The 22,374-nt window shown below is 61.1% G+C and carries 19 protein-coding genes and 1 pseudogene; 16 read left to right on the top strand and 4 right to left on the bottom strand.

Translation table 11 applies throughout. The features are described from left to right. Positions 1–2: 2 nt before the first annotated feature. The 14 genes and pseudogenes from ABIE53_RS05195 (at position 3) to ABIE53_RS05260 (ending at position 16,097) form a co-directional block, all read left to right on the top strand. The gene (locus tag ABIE53_RS05195; RefSeq protein ID WP_192700550.1) at positions 3–1,049 is read left to right on the top strand and encodes a hypothetical protein; all 1,047 of its coding nucleotides are present in this window, start codon (positions 3–5) and stop codon (positions 1,047–1,049) included. Beyond that, on the top strand, positions 1,046–2,677 hold the full coding sequence (pelF, locus tag ABIE53_RS05200; RefSeq protein WP_192700551.1) for a GT4 family glycosyltransferase PelF: 1,632 nt from the start codon (positions 1,046–1,048) through the stop codon (positions 2,675–2,677). Before ABIE53_RS05195 ends, pelF begins: the two co-directional genes overlap by 4 nt. Then, positions 2,677–4,050, top strand: a complete 1,374-nt coding sequence (gene pelG / locus ABIE53_RS05205) for an exopolysaccharide Pel transporter PelG (RefSeq protein ID WP_192700552.1) — start codon at positions 2,677–2,679, stop codon at positions 4,048–4,050. Before pelF ends, pelG begins: the two co-directional genes overlap by 1 nt. A gap of 7 nt (positions 4,051–4,057) precedes the next feature. Continuing rightward, positions 4,058–4,990, top strand: a complete 933-nt coding sequence (locus ABIE53_RS05210) for an endo alpha-1,4 polygalactosaminidase (protein WP_376914753.1) — start codon at positions 4,058–4,060, stop codon at positions 4,988–4,990. Positions 4,991–5,037: 47 nt separating this feature from the next. Continuing rightward, complete coding sequence (gene galE / locus ABIE53_RS05215; protein ID WP_192700553.1) at positions 5,038–6,060, top strand: UDP-glucose 4-epimerase GalE; 1,023 nt, start codon at positions 5,038–5,040, stop codon at positions 6,058–6,060. Positions 6,061–6,126: 66 nt separating this feature from the next. Further along, positions 6,127–7,944 carry a glutamine--fructose-6-phosphate transaminase (isomerizing) gene (glmS, locus tag ABIE53_RS05220; RefSeq protein WP_192700554.1) on the top strand — a complete coding sequence of 606 codons (1,818 nt, stop codon included), beginning with the start codon at positions 6,127–6,129 and terminating at the stop codon, positions 7,942–7,944. A 102-nt stretch (positions 7,945–8,046) separates the two neighbouring features. Continuing rightward, a complete protein-coding gene (locus ABIE53_RS05225; RefSeq protein WP_376914755.1) occupies positions 8,047–8,232 on the top strand; it encodes a DUF4087 domain-containing protein in 186 nt (61 codons plus the stop codon). A gap of 626 nt (positions 8,233–8,858) precedes the next feature. After that, the gene (locus ABIE53_RS05230; RefSeq protein WP_192700561.1) at positions 8,859–10,265 is read left to right on the top strand and encodes a class I SAM-dependent methyltransferase; all 1,407 of its coding nucleotides are present in this window, start codon (positions 8,859–8,861) and stop codon (positions 10,263–10,265) included. Position 10,266: 1 nt separating this feature from the next. Continuing rightward, positions 10,267–11,604: a sensor histidine kinase gene (locus tag ABIE53_RS05235; RefSeq protein WP_192700562.1), complete on the top strand. Its 1,338-nt coding sequence runs from the start codon at positions 10,267–10,269 to the stop codon at positions 11,602–11,604. Between the two features lie 7 nt (positions 11,605–11,611). After that, positions 11,612–12,016 carry a response regulator gene (locus ABIE53_RS05240; protein WP_192700556.1) on the top strand — a complete coding sequence of 135 codons (405 nt, stop codon included), beginning with the start codon at positions 11,612–11,614 and terminating at the stop codon, positions 12,014–12,016. Between the two features lie 183 nt (positions 12,017–12,199). Next, a complete protein-coding gene (locus ABIE53_RS05245; protein WP_192700557.1) occupies positions 12,200–13,234 on the top strand; it encodes a response regulator in 1,035 nt (344 codons plus the stop codon). Between the two features lie 237 nt (positions 13,235–13,471). After that, positions 13,472–14,379: pseudogene (locus tag ABIE53_RS05250) on the top strand (cation:dicarboxylate symporter family transporter); the annotation flags it as partial. A 178-nt stretch (positions 14,380–14,557) separates the two neighbouring features. Then, positions 14,558–15,097 (top strand): hypothetical protein, encoded by a 540-nt coding sequence (locus ABIE53_RS05255; protein ID WP_376914758.1) that lies wholly within the window; start codon positions 14,558–14,560, stop codon positions 15,095–15,097. Between the two features lie 280 nt (positions 15,098–15,377). Next, on the top strand, positions 15,378–16,097 hold the full coding sequence (locus tag ABIE53_RS05260; RefSeq protein ID WP_192700568.1) for a glutathione S-transferase C-terminal domain-containing protein: 720 nt from the start codon (positions 15,378–15,380) through the stop codon (positions 16,095–16,097). 216 nt (positions 16,098–16,313) lie between these two features. On the opposite strand, the gene ABIE53_RS05265 is transcribed toward ABIE53_RS05260, so the two are convergent. Beyond that, positions 16,314–16,565: a hypothetical protein gene (locus tag ABIE53_RS05265; RefSeq protein ID WP_192700581.1), complete on the bottom strand. Its 252-nt coding sequence runs from the start codon at positions 16,563–16,565 to the stop codon at positions 16,314–16,316. A gap of 179 nt (positions 16,566–16,744) precedes the next feature. Further along, positions 16,745–17,800: an alpha/beta fold hydrolase gene (locus tag ABIE53_RS05270; RefSeq protein ID WP_192700569.1), complete on the bottom strand. Its 1,056-nt coding sequence runs from the start codon at positions 17,798–17,800 to the stop codon at positions 16,745–16,747. 612 nt (positions 17,801–18,412) lie between these two features. Here ABIE53_RS05270 and ABIE53_RS05275 point away from each other — a divergent pair. Beyond that, positions 18,413–18,601 carry a hypothetical protein gene (locus tag ABIE53_RS05275; RefSeq protein WP_192700570.1) on the top strand — a complete coding sequence of 63 codons (189 nt, stop codon included), beginning with the start codon at positions 18,413–18,415 and terminating at the stop codon, positions 18,599–18,601. 419 nt (positions 18,602–19,020) lie between these two features. Here the strand turns inward: ABIE53_RS05275 and ABIE53_RS05280 are convergent, their stop codons facing one another. Beyond that, positions 19,021–19,179, bottom strand: coding sequence for a hypothetical protein (locus tag ABIE53_RS05280; RefSeq protein WP_192700582.1), 159 nt, complete (start codon positions 19,177–19,179; stop codon positions 19,021–19,023). A 555-nt stretch (positions 19,180–19,734) separates the two neighbouring features. Then, the gene (locus ABIE53_RS05285) at positions 19,735–19,989 is read right to left on the bottom strand and encodes a hypothetical protein (protein ID WP_376915761.1); all 255 of its coding nucleotides are present in this window, start codon (positions 19,987–19,989) and stop codon (positions 19,735–19,737) included. A 206-nt stretch (positions 19,990–20,195) separates the two neighbouring features. On the opposite strand from ABIE53_RS05285, the gene ABIE53_RS05290 reads away from it, so the two are divergent. After that, complete coding sequence (locus ABIE53_RS05290) at positions 20,196–22,367, top strand: PAS domain-containing sensor histidine kinase (protein WP_192700571.1); 2,172 nt, start codon at positions 20,196–20,198, stop codon at positions 22,365–22,367. Positions 22,368–22,374 lie beyond the last annotated feature (7 nt).

A 22,374-nucleotide genomic window follows, 5' to 3' on the forward strand; every position in this document is an offset into this window, starting at 1 on the left:
CCATGTCCGTAAAGACCCCCCGCCGCCCTTTGTCCACGCATCGTGCTCTCGCAGCAGCGGCCGCCGCTGTCGGCCTCCTGCTCGTGGGGATCGCGCAGTACGCGCTGATCTGGCGCATCGCGGGGACACAGACAGGTTTCGATCCGCTGTTGCCGGTCGTCGCCATTAATCTGGTCGGCGCGGCCTTGCAGGCGTTGTTGTGCCGCGCGCTTCTGCCGTTGCACTATCGTGAGCCGCGCGGCTGGAGTTTGCTGCTGTTGTGGCTGGCATGCACGTTCGTGCCGCTCTTCGGCGCGCTCGTCGTGCTCGCGAGCTGTCTGTGGGCCGCGTGGTCGCCGCGTGCGAATAGCGGCGACGAAATGGACGACGTCCCGGCGCCCGAGTTCGTTACTTATCTGATGTCGCGTGTGTCGCATGGCGGCGGCGCACGTTTGCAGGCGCGTATCGTCAACACGCAGGTGAACGCGACCGACCGGCTGTCCGCACTCGTCGCCATTCAGTCCATGCCGACGCGCACCACGGGCACTCTGCTGCGCGAACTGCTTGCAGACCCCGTGGAAGACGTGCGGCTGATCGCTTACGGAACGCTCGATCAGGCGGAGAACGAAGTCACGCAGCGCATCCTGCAGAGCGAGCAAAGCCTCGAGACGGCCACGACCGATGCGCAACGTCGCGCGATCAATCGTCAGCTAGCCGAGCTGTATTCCGAGTTGATCTATCAGAACCTCGTGCAGGGCGCGGTCTACCGGCATACGCTCGAGCAGGCCGACCGCCATGCCTGCGCCGCGCTCGAAATCGACGACGGCGACGCCGCCCTGTGGATGATCCGCGGCCGGCTTTCGCTTGCCAACGGCGCGGCGGGCGAAGCCGCCGCACACATGGCGCGTGCGCAGACGCTCGGCTTTCCTCGCGAGCGTCTCGTCCCATGGCTTGCCGAAGTTGAATATCTGCGCGGCGATTTTGCGCGCGTGTCCGAACTGCTGGCGTCGCTCGGCAATGCCGCGACGCTGCCCATGCTCAAACCTGTCGCGCGTTACTGGTCAACATGAAACCTTCACTGCTGCGCCGCGCCGCGCAAGCCGATGTCTGCCTGCTGCTGGAAGGCACGTTCCCGTATGTGCGCGGCGGCGTGTCGAGCTGGGTCAACGAAATGATCCGCTCTTATCCCGAACTGCAGTTCTCAATCGTATTCGTGGGTAGCCGCGAAGAGGATTACGAAGGCGCCGCGTATGCGCTGCCGGATAACGTCGTGCATTTCGAGGCGCACTATCTGTACGAGGCCGCGCCCGCGGACGCGCAGCCGGCGCGTGAGATTCCGGGCGACGCGGAAGCGTTCGCCCGCTCCGCCGCCTTGCACGACGCATGGCGTAATCATGGCGCCGCGGACGCCGGTGTGCTGATGGCCGACATGGTGCAGCTGATCGGCGACAATGCGCCGCTGAGCGAGGAGCAGTTCCTGCGGAGCCGTGCCGCGTGGGACTTTATCGTCGACCAGTACAACCGGTATTGCACGGACCCGTCGTTTACCGATTACTTCTGGACCGTGCGGATCATGCACAAGCCGCTGTGGCAACTCGCGCGCGTGGCGCAGCAGTTGCCGCCGGCGAGGGTCTATCACACAGTGTCCACCGGCTATGCGGGCTTTCTCGGCGCGCTCGCCCACTACCGGACGGGGCGGCCGCTGCTCGTGTCCGAACACGGCATCTATACCAAGGAACGCAAGATCGATCTGCTGCAAAGCCAGTGGATTCGCGACAACCGCGGTGCGTTCGAGCGCGACATTTCCCGGATCAGCTATTTCCGCGAGCTGTGGGTGCGCTTCTTTGAAGCGCTGGGCAAGCTCGCGTACGACGCCGCCGACGACATCGTCGCGCTGTACGAGGCCAATCGCCAGCGGCAGATCGCCGACGGCGCGCAGGCCTCGCGCACGCGCAGCATTCCGAACGGCGTCGACGTCGATGCGTTCGCGCCGCTCATCGAAAAGCGCGCCGTGCGTGCGCGCAACGTGGTCGCGCTGATTGGCCGCGTGGTGCCGATCAAGGACATCAAGACTTTCATCCGGGCGCTGTTCATCGCGTCGCGAAGCATGCCGGACATCGAGGGCTGGATTGTCGGTCCGGAGGAGGAAGACCCGTCGTACGCACTGGAATGTCATGCACTCGTGCAAAGCCTCGGGCTTGCGAAAAACGTGAAGTTCCTCGGCTTCCGGCGCCTCGATGAGATCTTGCCGCAAGTGGATGTGATAGCGCTGAGTTCGATCAGCGAGGCATTGCCGCTCGTCGTACTCGAAGGCTTCGCAGCGGGCGTGCCCGCGATCACGACCGACGTCGGCTCATGCCGCCAGCTGATTGAAGGCTCTGGCGACGAAGACGCCGCGCTGGGTTTTGCGGGCAGTGTCGTGCCGATCGCCAATCCGGCCGCGTTCGCGCAGGCCGTGCTCGAACTGCTCGGCGACGAGCCGCGCTGGCTAGCCGCGCAGCAAGCCGGCATTGCACGCGTGCGTCGCTTCTATACGAAGAAACAGATGATTGAACAATACCGCGTGCTGTACCAGCGCCTGACGGCGGCGCCCACCCGGGCTGGCGATGCCGACGGCCGGGCCGCGGCCCGCGGCGGCTGTCCGGTGCACCATGGCGCCGTTGCAGGAACGCCGGCTCAATCGCAAGGAGTGAACTGATGGCGGGCATCGGTTTCGAGCTTCGCAAGATACTGAAACACCAGACGCTGACCGGCGTCGCGCGCGCCTATGCGTATGCGGGACTCATCAGCTCGGGGCCGCTTATCCTGTCGATATTCGGTATCCTGATCATTGGTCTTTTGAGCCTGGCGTTTGTGATACCCAAGTATGCGATCGTGCAGTTCCAGGTCTCGGTGACGTATCTGATCGCATGCAGCCTGATCCTGACCGGGCCTTTGCAACTATCGTTCACGCGCTTTATTTCAGACCGTCTGTTCGAAAAGCGCGACGACCTCGTGCTTTCCAACTATAACGGCGTCGTCCTGATATCCACGTCGGTCGCCGGCCTGCTCGGCGTGATCGCGGTCACGTTCGGTTTTCGCGGCGAGCCGCTGATCTACCGGCTTCTGATGGTGGCGGGCCTCGTCGTTGTCAGCAATATCTGGATCGCGGTGATTTTCCTATCGAGCGTGAAGCAGTACCGGCAAATCCTGTATGTATTTGCGCTTGGCTACGGTTGCACGGTGGCGTTCGCACTCATGCTCAACCGTCATGGACTGTCTGGTCTGCTCGGCGGTTTCGTCGCGGGGCATGTCGTGCTGCTCGCCGGTCTGTCCGGGCTTATCTACCGCAACTACCGCAGCGCGCGCTTTATTTCGTTCGAGGTGATGGAAAAACGCTTTGCGTATCCGAGCCTCGCGCTGGTGGGATTGCTGTTCAACCTGGGTGTGTGGATCGACAAGTTCATGTTCTGGTATGCGCCAGAGACGGGCGCGCAGGGGATCGGACCGCTGCATGCGTCGGTGATCTACGACATTCCCGTGTTCATTGCATACGTATGCGTGATGCCCGGCATGGCGACCTTTCTCGTACGTATCGAGGCGGACTTCGTCGAATACTATGACCGTTTCTACGATGCGGTGCGCAGCGGCGCCACCCTGCGCCACATCAACGACATGCGCGACATGATGGTCAGCAGCGTCCGGGCAGGGCTGTACGAGATCGTGAAAATCCAGGCGGTCGTGCTGCTGATGATTCTCGCCTTCGGGCATCTCGTGCTCGAAGCGCTGGGCATCTCGACCTTGTATATGCCGCTTCTGATCGTGGACGTAATCTCGGCCAGCCTGCAAGTGCTGCTGCTAGGTTTGCTGAACGTGTTTTTCTATCTGGACGGGCGACGCTCCGTGCTCAAGCTCACGGCTGGCTTCGTCGTGCTCAACGGTCTGTTCACCGCCATCACGCTCAAACTCGGCCCGGATTTTTATGGCTACGGATTCGCGCTGGCGCTGCTGGTCGTGGTGGTGATCTCCGTTATCACGCTCGACCGAAGATTCAATTCGCTCGAATACGAAACCTACATGCTGCGAGGATGAGTCGCGGGTGAGCACCAGCAAGATGAAAGAGCAATCGGGTTTGATCGGGCAGGTTCAGGACTGGCGTGTTGCCGTTCGCGCGCTGCTGCGTCTCATCGGCAGATTTGCGCGCATGGTGACGCTGGGCGCGATGGCCTCGGTCTGCCAGGCGCAAGGGGCGGCCGAAGGGCCCCGAGGCCCTTCGGTTGCGCTCTACTATGGGGTGAATCCACCGGTCAAAGATCTGGCCTCATTCGACGTGGTGGTGCTCGATGCCGATGCGCAGTTCAATCCGCGGGCGCACGCGAAGCAGCATGCCGCCTGGTTCGCCTATGTCAGCGTTGGCGAGGTGAATGCCGAGCGCGCCTATTTCGGCCAGATACCGCCCGCCTGGATGCGCGGCGTCAACGAGGCATGGGCTTCGCAGGTGATCGATCAGACGGTGACCGAATGGCCCGCATTTTTCGTGGATGAAATCATCACGCCGCTGTGGAAAAAGGGCTACCGGGGCTTTTTCCTCGACACACTCGATTCCTATCAACTCATTGCCAGAACGCCCGAGGCGCGTGCGGCCCAGGAAGCGGGGCTCGTCCGGGTCATACGCGCGATCAAGGCCCGTTATCCGAAAGCCAGGCTGATCTTCAACCGGGGTTTCGAAGTGCTGCCGCAGGTTCATGAGCTCGCCTACATGGTCGCCTTCGAATCCTTGTATCGCGGTTGGGACGGGGGCAAGCAGCGTTATGTCGAAGTGCCGCAAAGCGACCGTGACTGGCTGCTCAAGCAGGCGGCGTTGATCCGCGACAGGTACAGACTGCCGGTGCTCGCAATCGACTATTGCGATCCCGCCGACGAAGCTTGTCGAACCGGCACCGCTTCACGCATCGGCCAGGCCGGGATCGTGCCGTACGTCACCGATGGCGCGCTTGCGGGCGTGGGCCTCGGGTCGGCACGCCAACATTGAGCGAGTCCCACGACTTACACTGGGCAAACAGGAAAAAGGATTGACGAATGACGATAAGAGGCACAATCCTGGTCACCGGCGGTGCCGGTTTTATTGGCTCGCACACCTGCGTCGAGTTGTTGAATTGCGGCTACGACGTCGTCGTGGTCGACAATCTGGTCAACAGTAACCGCGCGTCGCTAACGCGCGTCGATCAGATCACCGGCAGGCGCGTGATGTTCTACGAAGCCGATTCGCGCGATGAGCGCGCGTTGCGACGCGTCTTCGACTGGCATCCCATTACAGGAGCGATTCACTTTGCCGCGTTGAAGGCGGTGGGGGAATCGGTCACAAGGCCGATCGAGTACTACGACAACAACATCGGCAGTCTGCTCGCGCTGCTCTCGGTCATGCGTGAGCGCAGTGTAAAACAGTTGGTGTTCAGTTCGTCAGCGACGGTCTACGGCGTGCCGAAGACGTCGCCGATCGACGAGTCGTTTCCCCTGTCGGCAACCAACCCCTATGGCCAGACCAAGCTGATCGCCGAGCAGGTGCTGCGCGACCTGGAAGCATCCGATCCGTTATGGCGCATTGCCACCTTGCGTTACTTTAATCCGGTCGGTGCGCACGAAAGCGGTTTGATCGGCGAAGACCCGGGCGGTATTCCCAGCAACCTGATGCCGTACGTAGCCCAGGTGGCGATCGGAAAGCTGGAAAAACTGCGCGTATTCGGCGGCGACTATGACACGCCGGACGGCACCGGTGTGCGTGATTACATTCATGTGGTCGATCTCGCGCGCGGACATCTCGCTGCGCTTGACGCGCTCGCGCGGCGCGATACGGGCTTCGTCGTGAATCTCGGTACTGGACGAGGTTACGGTGTGCTGGATGTTGTGCGCGCATTCGAAAAGGCATCGGGCAAGCGGGTCCCTTATGAAATCGTGGGGCGCCGTCCTGGCGACGTCGCGTGCTGCTTTGCGAACCCTGCCGCGGCGGACAGGCTTCTCGGCTGGCGCGCCCAATACGGCATTGAACGCATGTGCGCAGACCACTGGCGCTGGCAGTCGGGCAATCCGACTGGTTACGCGTGACGGACAGTCCGAACCCGAAGGCACGCTGGCCTCTACGGACACACTATCTATCAGGAAAGCAAAATTATGTGCGGCATAGTCGGCGCGGTTGCGCAACGTAACATCGTCCCCGTTCTTTTGGAAGGACTGCGTCGCCTGGAATATCGGGGCTACGATTCGTGCGGCGTCGCCCTGCTGACTCCCGCGGGTTTGCGCCGGGCGCGTAGCACGGCGCGCGTCTCCGATCTCGATGCGCAGGTCCGCGATACACACGTCGAGGGGCGTACCGGCATCGCGCATACACGGTGGGCCACGCACGGCGCGCCGGTGACGGACAACGCGCATCCAATCTTTTCCAGGGACGAGTTAGCGCTGGTGCACAACGGCATCATCGAAAACTATGAGTCACTGCGCGAGATGCTGCGTGATAAGGGCTATGTTTTCGTCTCGCAAACCGACACGGAAGTGGTCGCGCACCTCGTGCATAGCCTCTATCGCGGCGACCTCTTCGCGGCAGTCCGTGAAGCTGTGGGGCAACTGGACGGCGCGTATGCGATCGCGGTTGAACACAAGGACCATCCAAATTCAGTGGTGGGTGCGCGGCAAGGTTCGCCACTGGTCGTCGGCCTCGGAGAGGGCGAGAATTTCCTTGCATCCGACGCGCTCGCGTTGGCCGGAGAAACGGAGCGCTTCATTTTCCTGGAGGAGGGCGACGTGTGCGAGTTGACACTTGAGCGGGTGCGGGTCGTCTGCCGCGACGGCGCAGACGTGCAGCGTGAGATACGCACCGTGGCCGCGTACGGAGGCGGCGCCGAACTTGGGCCGTATCGGCACTTCATGCACAAGGAAATCTTCGAGCAGCCGCAGGCGATCGGCGATACGGTGCCACACGGCGAAACGCTCGATGCTTCCCTTTTCGGCGAAGAGGCCGGCGCGGTGTTCGCGGAAATCGACAGTGTGCTGATACTGGCTTGCGGCACGAGCTATTACTCGGGGCTGACGGCCAGGTATTGGCTCGAATCCGTCGCAAAGATTCCGACGCAAGTGGAAATTGCCAGCGAGTACCGCTACCGCGACTCCGTGTCAAATCCAAGGACACTGGTGGTTGTGATCTCGCAGTCCGGCGAAACTGCCGATACGCTCGCCGCGCTCAAGCACGCGCAGGCGCAGGGGCATCAGCACACGCTGTCGATCTGCAACGTCGCGACGAGTGCGATGGTGCGGTTGACGTCACTGTCGTTTCATACGCATGCGGGCCGCGAAATTGGCGTCGCCTCGACCAAGGCATTTACCACGCAACTGGTCGGGCTGTTTATCCTCGCCGTCACTTTGGGGGCTGTTCGTGGGGTACTGGATGCAACCCGACGGGCCGACTACTTGCGCGAGCTGCGTCATTTGCCGGCGGCGTTGAACGCGGTTCTTGCGCTGGAGCCGCAGATTATCGCTTTGTCCGAGAAGTTCTCCGGGAAACACAGCGCATTGTTCCTTGGGCGAGGCTCGCACTATCCGATTGCACTCGAGGGCGCGCTCAAGCTGAAAGAGATTTCGTATATTCATGCAGAAGCGTATCCGGCAGGCGAGCTTAAGCACGGACCGTTGGCGCTAGTGACAGATGCAATGCCGGTCGTCACAGTTGCACCCAACGATGCACTGCTCGAGAAGCTGAAGTCAAATCTTCAGGAAGTCAGGGCGAGGGGCGGTGAGCTATATGTGTTCGCCGACGCTGACACACGGATCGATAGCGAAGCCGGCATTCACGTTGTCCGGATGCCGGAGCATTACGGTGCCTTGTCGCCCATCTTGCATGTGGTGCCACTTCAGTTACTCGCATATCACACCGCATTGGCACGGGGAACCGATGTCGATAAGCCTCGCAATCTCGCCAAATCGGTTACCGTGGAATAGCGCACGGTTCGTTTGGAAACCGGTGAGAGCCCGCAATCATTGTTGTGAAACATTGGGAGAAATACGGCGCTTTCAATTTTCTAGCGAATTGCGGCGAGCAATTTGACCGGGAGGACAAGGCTTTCATTTGCTGCCCACCGGCACACGAATGCGGGCGGGCCTGGCTACGGATGCGCCTGCATCGATATGGACGCCGACGGAGCCACCGGTAAAGTCTTACGGCTTTATTCGGCTGAGGTGCTTCCGCTAGAGCGTTGCAAGACCGATCGCTCGCCGCCGCCGCGGTGAGCCTGCAGAAGACCAGAGCTCGCCACGAATGACGGCGGTCTCGGTGTGGCCGAGGCCGTGTAAAAACGTGCATAACGCCCGGTTGGTGAAGCCCTGCCGGGAGCACGATTGCGTTGGACCGAGACGCACGCGGATGACGTGATCGAGCTTTGCTCGATGAACAACGTCGGCGCGCGAGTTCACGCGCCTGCCAGCTTGATTGCGCGCATCGTCTTTGCGAACCCAAGAACGCTGATGACTCGCTTGAGGTTGTATGGCAGCACATGCAAACTCATTTCGGCCGCGACATGCCTGTCGTTGGTTAAGACAGACATCGTGACGGCCGCACGGTCTTATGCCGGAAGGGTTACGCCATGGTAACGGCGAGATAGGTTAGCATCTGCTCGCAGTTAGATGCTCAATGCTCAGGTCGCATAACATGGTTGAGCCTCCGAAGTAGGTGAGACCACAGCGTTTTTTATCAGTAGAATGCTGCAATCGTGGAGATCCCGCATTGCGGCGCCTCATTGCCTTTATCGCGGAAACGACCGACGCTAGAGCGCCCCGACTTACTCGCCTGGGTGCAGCAGCAGATTTGCGGCAGATCCCAAACCGACTTGTCGTGGTATTCACCTATCGGCAGCACTGTGTACTCAAAAACGCAAATCGATCCGGTAGTGAGCTTCCGCAACTCGCAGGGCGAGCAGGTGCGGGGCACCATCATTAATCTCCAGCGAAATTCGCTCGTGATGGAGATCTATAACCCGTACTCGATAGTCCAGGTCAGCGAGGTGCTGACCGACCTGTCGGTGAAGATGGGCCTGGAACACGCCTATTCCGGCAAGGCGGTCGTCATCAGCATGGTCAATACCGGCCTGACAGCCATTGTGTCGGTCACGCTGATCGCCGAGTGGCGGGAACTCAGTAGCGGCGCCCTGGCACCGCGCGCGGTAGGCGAAGAAGCCCGACGGTTCGCGCAGGACTGGGCCGGGCGTTTTCAGATCCGCCGGGACTATCAGATCGCAGTTAACCAGATCCGGGCTTTTCTTTCGGACATGTCGCGCTGGGTCGAGCAGGCGGACCTGGCTGACACCATGCCAAAAGAAGGCAATACCCTGCGCGAGGACTTCTTCCTCGAACTGGCCACGCCACTCATGCAGCGGACCAAGCTCTACTTCGACGAATTTGAAGGCGAGGCGCGGTTGGTCGACGAAGAGCAGGCGCCGGCACACCGTGCGTTTGCGCAGGCCGCGCTGCATCCGCTGCTGTTGCGCTCCCCCTTTGTGTTTCGCACCTTCACAAAGCCTCTGGGCTATGCTGGCGACTACCAGATGGTCAACCAGATGCTCGACGATCCACGCCAGGGTCCGAGCACGTATTTCCAAATCGTCAACGCGGCTTTCCTGCAGACGGCTGTCGCGCGCGCGCACCGGAATCGCGTCGATCTCCTGGTGGACTACCTAACCCGGCTCGCCCATGAAGCGCGAGCTGAGGGCCGGCCGTTTCGCGTGCTGAACGTGGGCTGCGGCCCGGCTCAGGAGATTCAGCGCTTCATGCATGAATTCGACGAACCTGAGTGGCTGAGCTTCGAACTGCTCGACTTCAGCCAGGAGACGCTTGACTGGACGCGCGAGCGCCTTGCGTCCATCGCGCAGAAACTGTCCCGGCCAATGTCGATCAGCTACACGCACGACTCGGTTCACCATCTGCTGAAGCGCCGGATCGATGCACACGCATCGGACATCCGCGAGTTCGACGCAGTCTATTGCGCCGGGCTGTTCGATTACCTGTCCGACAAGGTCTGCGCCCGGCTGAACCAGCATTTCGCCAACCGCATTCGACGGGGCGGCCGCCTGCTGGTCACGAATGTCCACGCGGACAATCCTGAGCGCTTGAGCATGGAGCACGTGCTGGAGTGGTACCTGATCTATCGCAACGAGGCCCAGATGGCCGCGGTCATGCCGGAAAATTGTGGCGAGCCGCGCCTGTACACCGACTCCACCGGGGTTAATGTGTTTGCCGAAACGGTCATCGGCCAGCAACAAGTCGCCTGAGATGACAACATCAATCGCGGGGTTGCGTTCGAACTATCGTGAAGAATTGCGCGACTACCGGCTGCTATGCAGCAAGGCCGGCGGCCTGACCGTAATCGTGCTGGTGCTGATGGGCGTTGCGCTGGACTACGTCGTGTATCCGGGAGAGCAAAAACGCTTCGCCATCATCCGGCTGCTGACGAGCGTAGCCATCGGATTGGCGCTACTCTCGTTTTACACGAAAACCGGCAAACGCCATGTGCAGACCATCACCTTCATCTGGCTGCTGCTGCCGCAGGCGATGATCTCCTGGATGATCTATGTCACGCAGGGCGAGCAGTCGCTGTTCTATGCCGGACTGACGCTGACGATTTTCGCGGTCGGAATCCTGTTCCCTGCGGGCTACTGGCAGACGCTGGCGTTCGGGCTCGCCACGGTCGGGCTTTACTACATTGCCTGCGTCGTCCATCCTGACGGCATACACGACCAGAGCAAGTTTCTGTTCCAGTCGATCCTCATCTTCTTCTGCGCAGTGGCCAGTTCCATTTACACGTACTTCAACGAGAAGGGCCGTTTCCAGCTTTTCCGTTTAAAGGACGAGTTGGCGCAGAAGAACGACCAGCTAGCTCGCACGAATGAAAGCCTGTCGCAGATCAAGGGACAGTTGCTCCAGCAGGAGAAGATGGCGGCGATCGGTACGTTGTCCGCGGGGCTGCTCCACGAGGTCAACAACCCAGTGAACTTCTGCCTGATGGCCATCGAACTTGCCATCGAGGAACCGCAGGCCAAACGGAGCCCGTCGCTCATGGAATGCCTGACCGATGTGAAGCAGGGCATGCATCGCATACAGCATATCGTGTCGGACCTGAAAACCTTTGCCTACCGCAAACCCGGCGCAGCGGCAGACGACGTGCCTTATCTGTTCGAGAAAGCGCTGGATTCGTCGGTCCGCCTGAGTGCACACGAGCTGCGTGGCGTGAGCGTCAAGTCCGAGCTGCCCGGCGACACGCTCGTGCTGGGCGATGAAGCCGCGATCATCGGCGTGCTTATCAACCTGTTTTCAAATGCCGCGCTGGCGATGCACAAGGCGGGCACCGTTTCGCCGCAGATCGCCGTCACGGCCCAATGGCAGAACGATCGGCTTCACGTGAAAGTACGCGATAACGGTCCGGGGATCGCGCCGGACAATCTGGCGCGAGTGTTCGAGCCATTCTTTACGACCCGGGAAGTCGGCCAGGGGCTCGGCCTCGGCCTGTCCATTAGCTATGCGGTGGTGGAACGGCATGGCGGCACACTGTTCGCAGAAAGCCAGTTGGGCGAGTGGACCGCGTTCAATTTCGACCTGCCGCGCGCCAAGTGATGTCGAGATGAAAGATACACAGCAAGCGCGGCCGAGTGTCGTCTATGTCGATGATGAGGAGTTGGCCCGCAAGTACTTTGCGCGCGCGGCCGGCAGCGACTATGAGGTGCTGCTGGCGAGCGGAGCCGATGACGCGATGTCGATCCTGCGGCGTGAAGGCGCACGGGTGGCGGTCCTCGTGACCGACTTCCGCATGCCTGACCGGCACGGCGACGACCTGATGCGCCAGGTGTCCGAGGAGTATCCGCATATTGTGCGGATACTAGTGACGGCCTACGCGGAAAACCACGCACTGCTGGAAGCGGTCACTTCTGGGGGCGTGTTCCGGATCCTGGAGAAGCCGCTAGGCGTGGCCGTTGTGCGCGAGGTGCTGGCATCGGCCATAACGGCTGCGGCATTGCGGCGGACCTGATGCTGCCTTGTGTTAAAGCGGGTTATCGGGAAGGTGGGCGGTGGCGGCCTGAGCAGGCTTTGGGCGACCGCGTCGTGCAATCGTTCCGGTGACTGCAGGATCGCATGGGTGTCCTCCGGTGCCGGCAGGACAGTGAGGCTGACGTCCGAAAATTTTCAGGGATCGAATGCAAAGGAGTTACCGATGACCGACTTGATTACCACCCAGACACCGCCCCCGGCGATTCTGTTCGTTGATGACGAAGCGACCGCGCTCAAATACTTCGAGCGCGCGATTGGCGCGATTGCGCCAGTGGTGACGGGCGCCTCGGTGGAAGACGGCAAGGCTATGCTCGACGCCCACGCCGCCAGCCTGGCCGTGCTCGTGTCCGATCAGCGCATGCCGGGCGATAACGGCAACGAACTTCTGCGCTATGCGCGCGAGCGCTATCCGCACATCGTCCGGATTCTGACCACGGCGTATTCGGAATTGGATCAGACCGTCGAGGCCGTCAACCAGGGGCAGATACACCGCTATATCAAGAAGCCTTGGGACATTAGCGCACTTCGCATGGAAATGAAGCAGGCACTGGAGTTGTCCGGATTGCGCAAGGAACGCGACCAGCTCGTGCGCGAAAAGCTGGGCGTAATGCAGACCCAGACCGTGGCGACACGCATCGGCATGGTGCACGCGCTGTGCGCCAGCCTGATTGGCCCGGGCCGTTTCGAGCCTGTGGAGACTTACCTCGAGGGTACGCAACTCGCTGGTATGCGCAATGCGGAGCCGGACTGGCAGCGTATGGACTACGCTGACGTGGTGCAGGCGGAGAGCGAATGTAGCGGCAGCTTCGGGCATGCGGTCGGCGCACGCCTGATGGAGTTGCGTACGCAGACGGCGGGGCGCGGATCTGCTAATGCGGTGCCTATCCTTGCTGATGTTCTTGGCGACGTAGTACAAGGCCGTGGCGACGCGCTGATCTGGACTTCGCCGGCCACGTTGAGCGAGTTCCTGACCCGGCCGGTGGGTGAGGGTGTATCGGCTACGCATGCCTCCTGGCTTGCCTGCCTTTTGTGGCTGGACGAAGCCGGTGGCGCTCTCCAGTTCGTGCGTGACGGTGACACCATCGTCTGCCGGTCCAGTACACGTGCTGCAGGTTTTGCGGCCGATCGCCTGGCGGTCTGGATCGAGCGTTTCTCGGGGCCCATCTTTGACTCGGCGAACGAGGTGAACCGCCGCTGAAAGCGGCGTGATCGGTAGATTCCCGGAGTCGCGTCGACGAGCGCCGCGCCATCGCGAGACGCGACGTGCGCGTTGCGCGCCCGAACCGGACGAAGCCACCCGGGGTCACGACTTCCCTGAGCCGCGCTTCGCCGGCTGAGCACCCCCCCGCCCCTGCGCGTTACTGCGACGCATCACGATCGACGGCGCGCTTCCGTAGGGCACGTCGTCGAAGGATCTCTTTATCTGGATCCGTTTGTCGGCGCGCTGGTTCAGGGCGATATCCTTCCCGTGCTGCTGATCGCGATGCTGTTCGGCACCGTGCTCGCGCTGATGGGGGCGCCCGCCGCGCCGGTCACCCAACTGGTCGAGACACTTTCGAAAGCGTTCTTCCGCATTGTGCGGATGGTTACGAGTCTTGCGCCGATCGGCGCCTTCGGCGCGATGGCCTTTACGATCGGCCGATACGGCATCCTGTCGCTGGTGCCGATGCTCAAGCTCATCGGCGCGTTCTATCTCACCGCATTTCTGTTCGTGGCGGTCGGGCTCGGCCTCGTCGCGCGCCTGTGCGGCTTTAGTCTGTGGCGCTTTCTCGCCTACATTCGCGACGAATTGCTGATCGTGCTCGGCACCTCGACGTCCGAGCGGCCCTGCTGCAACTGATGGACAAGCTCGAACGGCTGGGTTGCCCGCGGGGCGTCGTCGGGCTCGTCGTGCCGACCGGTTACTCGTTCAACCTCGACGGCACCAACATCTACATGACGCTCGCCGTGCTGTTCCTCGCGCAGGCGACCAACACGCACTTGTCCTTCGCGCAAAAAATCACCTTGCTGCTCGTCACCATGTTGACCTCGAAGGGATCGACCGGCGTAACGGGCGCGGGTTTCATCACGCTCGCCGCGAGCCTGTCCGTCGTGCCGACGGTTCCCGTGAGCGCAATGGTGCTGATCTTCGGCATCGACCGCTTCATGTCCGAATGCCGGGCTTTGACCAATATCGTCGGCAATGGGGTGGCGGCGATCGTGGTGTCGGCGTGGGAAGGCGGGCTCGATCGAAACAAGCTCGAGACGGCGTTAGGCGGTGGAAAGCGGATGGAAGGCGGTTCGCGGTCGTCGGTGGTCAGAACGACGGCCGCTTTGGACCGCAAACCTGTTATCGACAAATGAGTTGATGTGGTGACCGCTTCGGGGCAAAAGGGATGGTCGCCTGGAGGTCCGGGTGATGGGTGGGGAGCTGGCTGAGCTTTCGGGTTGGGGCACGTCCGGTCATTCGACGCCACCGCCTAGATCGTGGACAATTTCCGTGTCCGTCTCCGGATAGCGAGTGGCGAATAAGGGAGAAGTAATGGGACACAAATTGGCCGATGAAGAGCTGGAATTGTACCGGCGAGTGGATGAAGTTCTGTTCTATGTTTGGGACCCGCTTGGCGTCGCAAACAGCCCGGCAGCACGCGACGAATATTACGGGTACCTGCCCATCGTTTTCTCAATGCTGCAGGGTGAGGGAGCGAATGTGTCGACAATCGCGGCATACCTTGACAACATCGCGAGCCTGCGAATGGGTCTGGATGCGAATCCAGAACATTCCAACCGCGTCGCCGAATTGCTGCTCGACTGGAAAACCGAAGTCCGAGCAATTTTGCACGGCCGAAGTAAGCCTCCGGACCAAAACAAGTCCTCAGCGTCGATGAGGACCAGTTTCCTCAAACGGGCCACAAGCGGTCGGTCGAGGTCGCCATCCAATTTGAGTACCCAAGGTCTCGTCCTCCCCGCGCAATGGCCGGTTTCCGGCGAGCAAATTGGCAGTGGTATTGCCTCAAGGCGGCCAGAAGCCGACGCCCGGCAGCTCGCCAAAACCGCCCCATGTAAGGCCGCTCTTTACTAGCCAACGGACAATGTTGCTCGGCCCGTGGCTCACTTCGTATCGACACGGCTGCTTCGCCTCGACATTTGTGGTTTCATCTCTAGCCATGCCGTGATGTTTTATCGCATCTTCTTTGATCCCGTCTTCGGCCATGCTGGCGGCGGTCATTACATTCATTCAGACCGGCTGCGTTCGCTGGTCCACAGTCGAAGCGGCCATCCAGGTGTCACAATCACACATTGCGCCGGGCCGCGAACACCCTCGACGCCGGCCGCACCCTGTCTCCATTCGGGAGAGCCCCATGCCCACCCTGTATTCCTACCCGGACCTGTTCGGCGTCGCCGACAACAATCCGTTTGGCCTGAAGGTCTACGCATTCATGCGCTTGTGCGGCCTCGACTTCGAGCACAGGCACATTCTCGATACGAAAGAGGCGCCGCACGGGCAGTTGCCGTATCTGATCGACGGCGAAGAATCAATCGGTGATAGTGATGCAATCATTGCCTACCTGAAGCGCAAGTACGATCTACGCATCGACAGCGCGCTTTCCACGGGGCAAGAGAATCTCGACTTCCTCGTGCGGCGCACGCTCGACGACCTCTACTGGCCGATGAGCTTTTCGCGCTGGCGCGACGAGCGCTTCCGCCCGGCGTTTTTCAACGCTTTCATGGCGGCGCACCCAAAAGTCACCGCGAGTGCGCTCGAGGCCGCGAGCGAGTACAACCGCCTGCGGTATCACTATCAGGGCATCGGCCGCTACGAGCCGGATCAGGTGTATGAGCGCGGCATCGGCGATCTGCGCGTCGTGGCCGATCTGCTCGGCGACAGCGGCTTTGTCTTCGGCCCCGAGCCGGCCACCGTCGATGCCGCGATCTACGGCTGCGTTGCAAACATCTACTACTATGACATTGATACGCCGTTGAAGCGCTACGTGCTGTCGCGGCCAAACCTCGTTTGGCATTGCAAGGCGATGCACGAGCGGGTCGTTGCGCCAGGTGAACCACATGGTAGCGACACTTAGTGTTCTGGATCGTCCGTCTTTACATCTGCTGTTACAAGGCGCGACCGGGCCTGCTCGCCCAGCGATGTAGTTTCTCCGGCAACGGGGGGCTCTTTACTAACGCGACTTCATCGCGCGCATCAGGGAACAATCGGCGTTGCCTGGTCGGCAAGCGGCACCCGCTTCATCGTGTGCCTGCCGCGCTCGCCGGCTGTCTGAACCGGCCAAAGCCGATAGCTACTCGCCCTGTTCGTCAAGATTCTTGCTGGAGGAATTCGACCCTTCGGTGTCCGGCTTCGCCGATTGGTCTTTACCTGATTCCGTGGTGGAGACGTGAAGCTCGTCTAGGGCGCGGTCAATCTTCTCGTGATCGCCCCCATCCAGTGCGCGTTGCGCGCTCTCATCCGACATGGGTTCGGCTGCAGCGCCGGACTGTTCTGGCAGGCCGTCTTCAGAACGATGATTCTCATTAGATGTCGATTTAGGCATATGCCCTCGGGTGGTGGTAGCGGACCATCCGATCCACTTGGATCTCCCTGCCTGCGCACTGCCTGTGCCTGAGGAAATCCGGTTGGAAGATTGGAGATCCATTCAGCATGCCATCGCGTTCGGCCAGTTGTCGCCGTTCGCTGTCGTCGCTGCCTGTCGTTCCTGCAAGCTTCCCTGGGTTATGCTTCCGCGGGCGTGACCGGCGACCTCTCAGCCGCCGACGTCTCGTCACTGGCAGCTTGCCTATCGCCTGGTTCCACGGACTGTTGACCAGCGCTCATGAGGTCGATCGCCTCGACAATTCGAGCGGGAACTGCGTAATGCACCATGTGGCCCGCTCGACGCGCAATAAAGAGGGTGCTATGCGCGATTTCGCGATGCAATCGCACAGAATTCGCTTGGGGATCAATAACCTTGTCATCCTGTCCCGCAAAGATGCTGATCGGCATCTTGAGCTCCAGATAAACGGCGCTGAACCGTGCTGCGGCGGGAATCATGAACGCGGCATCCTCAGCCTCCGCTTTGATCTGCACGGGACGGAGGATCATTTCCCGAGAGACAATGTTGAAAAAGTCGGCTGGCGTGGGCAACGGGGAGAACATCGCTTGGACGGTCCGCTTCAACATCACACGGCCGGTCAAGGGCGTAACCGTGTAACGCAGGACATCACCCATGACGGGAAGCGCTGCCGGCGCGGCGAGCGCTACATCGGCGCGTGCAGTCGGAAAGTAGTAACCGGAAATAAGCACGAGACCGCGTAAGTCTGCCGCAGCGTCGGCCGCCATACCCAGCGCGACGAGCGTGCCCCAGGAATGTCCGAGTACCACGGGTTGGTCAACGCCGATTTGCACGAGCGCCTGTCGAATCAGTGCTGCCTGAGCCGTGGCAGTCCACAGTCGGTCGCGTGGCCGGCCGCTGTATCCAAAGCCGGGGCGGTCGAACGCAATCACGCGGTACCGCTTAGCTAACCGGTCGATTAACCCGCATGCGATGAAATCCTGCAGCAGTACGGCATTTCCATGCAGGAGCACGACGGCGGGCCCGGTGCCCTTGTCGACGTAATGGACCGCTACGCCATCCACTTCGACGAAGCGGCCGACGGGCGGGTCGTCGCGTTCGGCTTTGCGGGCGCGATGCTCGACCCATAGGGCACTGATAGCGGCGGCGGTCGCTGCAGCTGCAAGTGCTCCAAGGGTCTTCCTGGGTAAGGCAACTCTGTTAAACGAGCGGCGCATGATTTCTCCGGAATGGCGACGGGCGGAAGACGATCCACTTCACGAGAAGATCGGCCGCTTTTTTCCGCGCAACGATCATGCCGCCACCTGAAGGTGCACAGCCACCCGAAGTGCCAGCCGTGATACAGGTCACTTTCGGGCATCGCGAGGCGCGCCTTATACAATCGATACGTGTCACACGAGCAATCGAGGCCCGCGTCGATCAACGGTTCTGACCCATCGGCTTGTCTGAGGACGGAAAGACCGACGCCGCGATCAAGCGGTGACACTCGGTTGAAAAATTACCGGGCGTCCGGCGATGGCAGCACGTGTTCACTGCATGGAGCCTGCCGTTCGCGGCAATCCATGTGGGAACGACAGGAAAGCGCCCTGACGCTGCCCACTGGCTACATCCGTTGGACCTTGGCAACGGCCGATGACTGGTCAGCAAACCATCGCCTGATGAACGTCTGCTGCACTTCGTGAAGAGCAAGTGATGCCTCGATGTGCCGGGAGCCCAATGAGGGTCGGTTTCGGCCGCTCAACATTCAGATCGACCGCCAAGACAACACTCGCCGCCTCCCGCGCAGTGCTAGACTAAATGACGTTTCGCCAAATTTTTGGAGGTTCAAAATGACGAGCGCTTACGTTGTGAAAACCGGCGAAAAATTCCTTTGCAGCGCGGAGGATGGCGACATTGGCCTGGCGCCCGAGATGAAAGAAGCGAAGCGCTTTCTTTCCCGCGAAGAAGCGGAAGAAGCAGCGAATAAGTACGCCGATTCCGGATACAAAATAGTCGCTTTCGACGTGACCGCGCGTTGACTTGATGTTTTCCACTGGGTTGCGACCGCGAACGACACGAACTTCCCGCGGACGACAATTTTCGCCGCGGTGGCACCGTGACCAGTCTCTACCGTTGCCTCTCACCCGTGTATAGCTGCTCCTGCGACCGTTGTATTTTCACTCGATAGTGGGCTTTGCACATTTCAGGGTCGAGTGACCGAATAGAGTCGGGAGTACGCGCTGACGACCGGCCGCTTCCGGGAAGCCGATTTCCACCGCCCGCTTTTGGGCGATGAGTTGAAAGACGGCTGACGCGACCCGACGCACAAGCGCTGGTCGCATTTTCAGAGAGCGGACACTCAACGTCCGCGCCCAACCGTGTGCTTAAGTCAATGCGCCAGCATGGACAGAAACAAAGAAGCACCTGCGCAAGTTCCGCCCGGCATGCACGAGCCGCTTCACTTCGACGCGTTCAGCAAGATCATTCCATGAACGCGGGAAAGCGCCTGCTGCCATCCGGCGCTATTGCGCGTGGCGTCGCCCTTGTCAATGAGCGGCTCGAGCAACGAGAGCAGGTCCGTTGAAATTGGCTGACTGACCAGTTGCGAGCAGTTCATCCCGACTGCCAGATCGTGCGGACGGCACTAGCCGCCCTGCTGGGCGTCTGGTCACGGCCGACACCTGCAGCAGGTGCTGGGCAATCGCGTCGATAATGCGATCAGGCTGGCGCGCGTGGGAGGCCGGTGCAGGTGGTGATGACAGACGCGGAGACGGAGATCACGTTCAAAGTGAGGAATACCGGCACGCCGATTGAGCCCGCGCTGCAGCAAAGGACCTTTAACCTGCTCAGCGCGGCGCAGATGCCGAAGCCCGACCGCTCGGCAGCCTGGGTCTCGGCCTGTACATTGCCCGGGAGATTGTCACAGAGCACGGCGGCACTATCAAGGTGCGGTCGGACGACCAGGAGACTGTCGCTGCAATGAGCGTGAGCAGGGTAACCAGCACTTTTGTGCATAGCCGTCCAACCGGCCCCGGTGACGCGGCGGTGCACCCCACCCTCATCCCACACGGTACGGGCGGTTGAGTGTTGCCGCACCGGTCCGGGCCATTCCGCAAACACGCGGGCCGCGCCACAGGCGTTGAAGGACGGCTAACGGATGTCAATACTGCGGTCAGTCCATCGTCACGAAAAGCCGCACCCGACCCGTTGCGGCGGGCATCCAGAAGTCTGGGATGCGTCCGGCGCGAACATCGAGTAGCAGTCGCTCAAGCTCTGCGAGCCTGATTTCGTTATCGCCTGATCTGTCCGGACTCGGGCCGCCGCTGGCGTCTTTGAGCAGGGCCTGTCTGGCAGACACTATGCGCGATACGGCGCTTGACTGTGAAACAAAGAATTCGTCCATTTTCGGTACATCGTCACTGCACATCGCCGATTCTACGACGGCAGCCGAATTGGCGGCTCCGGCGCTGAACTCCAGGCTGCGGCGCACCGGGTGTATGCTCTGTAATAATCGCGATTTTTGGCTGCAAGGACGACCAGTCACAGGTGCTGTGGTATTTGTGGCGCAGCGGGGCTCTTTCTTATCATATCGCTGCCGGGGCTACCCGTGCCAGTCTTCATCCCGGTTGGACCATGTCGAATGTTGAACGAATCCCGGACACCGTACAAACGATGACGGAACTGCAGGCGCTTCTGGCCGCGACGCCAGGTGCGCTCGACGCGATACCCGGCGCGGTGTATCTTTGCGACCGCGATGGCTGGCTTCTTCGGTGCAATGCACAGGCGGCCGAGCTTTGGGGGCGAACGCCGACGATGGGTGAGGAGCGCTTTTGCGGGTCGCACCGGCTTTTTTTGCCAGACGGTACGCCTGTTCCTCACGAGCAATGCCCGATGGCCGACGCGATCTTCCACGGCACGGTGACGCAAAATGCCGAGGTTGTGATGGAAAGGCCTGACGGCTCAAGAATTGTTGCACTCGTCAACATCCGGCCTTTGAGAGACGCACACGGCAGTATCGAAGGAGCCATCAACTGCTTTCAGGACATCACGGCCCGCAAACACCTGGAAGACGAATTCCGCCGGAACACCGAGGACCTCGAGGATTTCTTTGAAAACGGCGCAGTTGCTTTGCATATCGTCGATCGCGAAGGAATCATCGTTAGGGCGAACAGGGCCGAACTCGATCTGCTTGGCTACACGAAAGGAGAATACGTCGGCCGGCATATCTCGGAGTTCCACGCTGACGAATGTGTTATCACCGAGATTCTGCAACGGCTGGCGACGAAAGAGCCGCTTGTCCGGTTTCCGGCGCGTCTGCGCGCGAAGGACGGGTCCATCCGGCACGTGCTTGTGACGTCCAACGGACGCTTCGTCGACGGAAAACTGCTGAACACGCGCTGCTTTACGACCGACGTGACGATGCTGCATGACGCCGAAGCCGCGCGGCGCGAGAGCGAAGAGCGTCTCGCCGCAACCTATGAGGCGGCGACCGTCGCTATCGCCGAAACCGATGCGGATGGCCGTCTGCTGCGCGTGAACAATGCTCATTGCCGGATACTGGGGCGCACTCGAAATGAACTGCTCAGTATGCGCTTTACCGATTACACGCACGAGGAAGACCGGGGAAGGGACGCCGCAATGTACGCGCGTCAGGTAAGCGGCGACCTGGCACACTATTCGATGCGCAAGCGAGCCCAGCGGTCCGACGGAACCATCGCTTACCTGGATGTTTTCAGCTCGTCAGTGCGCGACGCGCAGGGCCGGTTCCGCTATGGCGTGCGCGTGATCCAGGACGTCACGGCAACACAGCGCCTTGAGGACCGGCTGCGCGAACGGGAGCAACACATGCGCGAACTGCTGGAGGCACTACCTGCGGCCGTCTATACCACTGACGCGCATGGCCGTATTACGTTTTACAACAAGGCTGCCGTGCAGATGGCTGGGCGTACGCCCGTGGCGGGTGACCATTGGTGCGTGACCTGGCGGCTCTTCTGGCCCGACGGACGGCCACTGCCCCACGACCAATGTCCTATGGCTGTAGCACTGCGCGAAGATCGGCCCGTGCGCGGCCTGGAAGCCGTGGCGGAGCGCCCCGACGGGACGCGCGTGCCTTTCCTGCCGCACCCCACGCCCCTGCATGATGCCGACGGAAAACTGGTGGGCGCCATCAACATGCTCGTGGACATCACCGAGCTTAAGGAGGCGGAAAACCGGCAGAAAACGTTAATCGACGAGCTGAACCACCGTGTCAAGAACACGTTGGCTACGGTTCAGTCGTTGGCAACACAGACGGCAAGGCATGCCAGAAACGTCGACGAGTTCGTGGGCGCATTTGAATCGAGGCTTCTGTCGCTGGGACGGGCCCATGAGCTGCTTGCGAAGCGGCATTGGCAGGACGCGCCGCTCGAAGCGCTCGTACGCGAGATCACGACCCCGCTCACGGGTTCCATGCAGGAGCGCACGGTCATCGAAGGGCCTCCCATTACCGTTGCTCCGCGCGTCGCGCTGAATCTGACGATGTGCATCAACGAGCTGCTGACCAACGCCGCGAAATACGGCTCCCTGGGCGCCGCCGAAGGATCGCTGGCCATCCGTTGGGATCTGCGTACAGAAGAACGCGGCAGTACGCTCGATTTATGCTGGCTTGAACGCGGCGGGCCCCCTGTCACGCAGCCCGAGCATCGCGGCTTCGGGACACGCCTCATCGAACGATGCATCGCGCGGGATCTGGGCGGCCACGTTGAACTGTCCTTTCAGGACGAGGGCCTGCGCTGCCGCCTCACCATTCCTTTAACAATAGAGTAGCGGGGAA

The sequence above is a fragment of the Paraburkholderia sp. OAS925 genome, from assembly GCF_040543975.1.
Taxonomy (GTDB): Bacteria; Pseudomonadota; Gammaproteobacteria; order Burkholderiales; family Burkholderiaceae; genus Paraburkholderia; species Paraburkholderia graminis.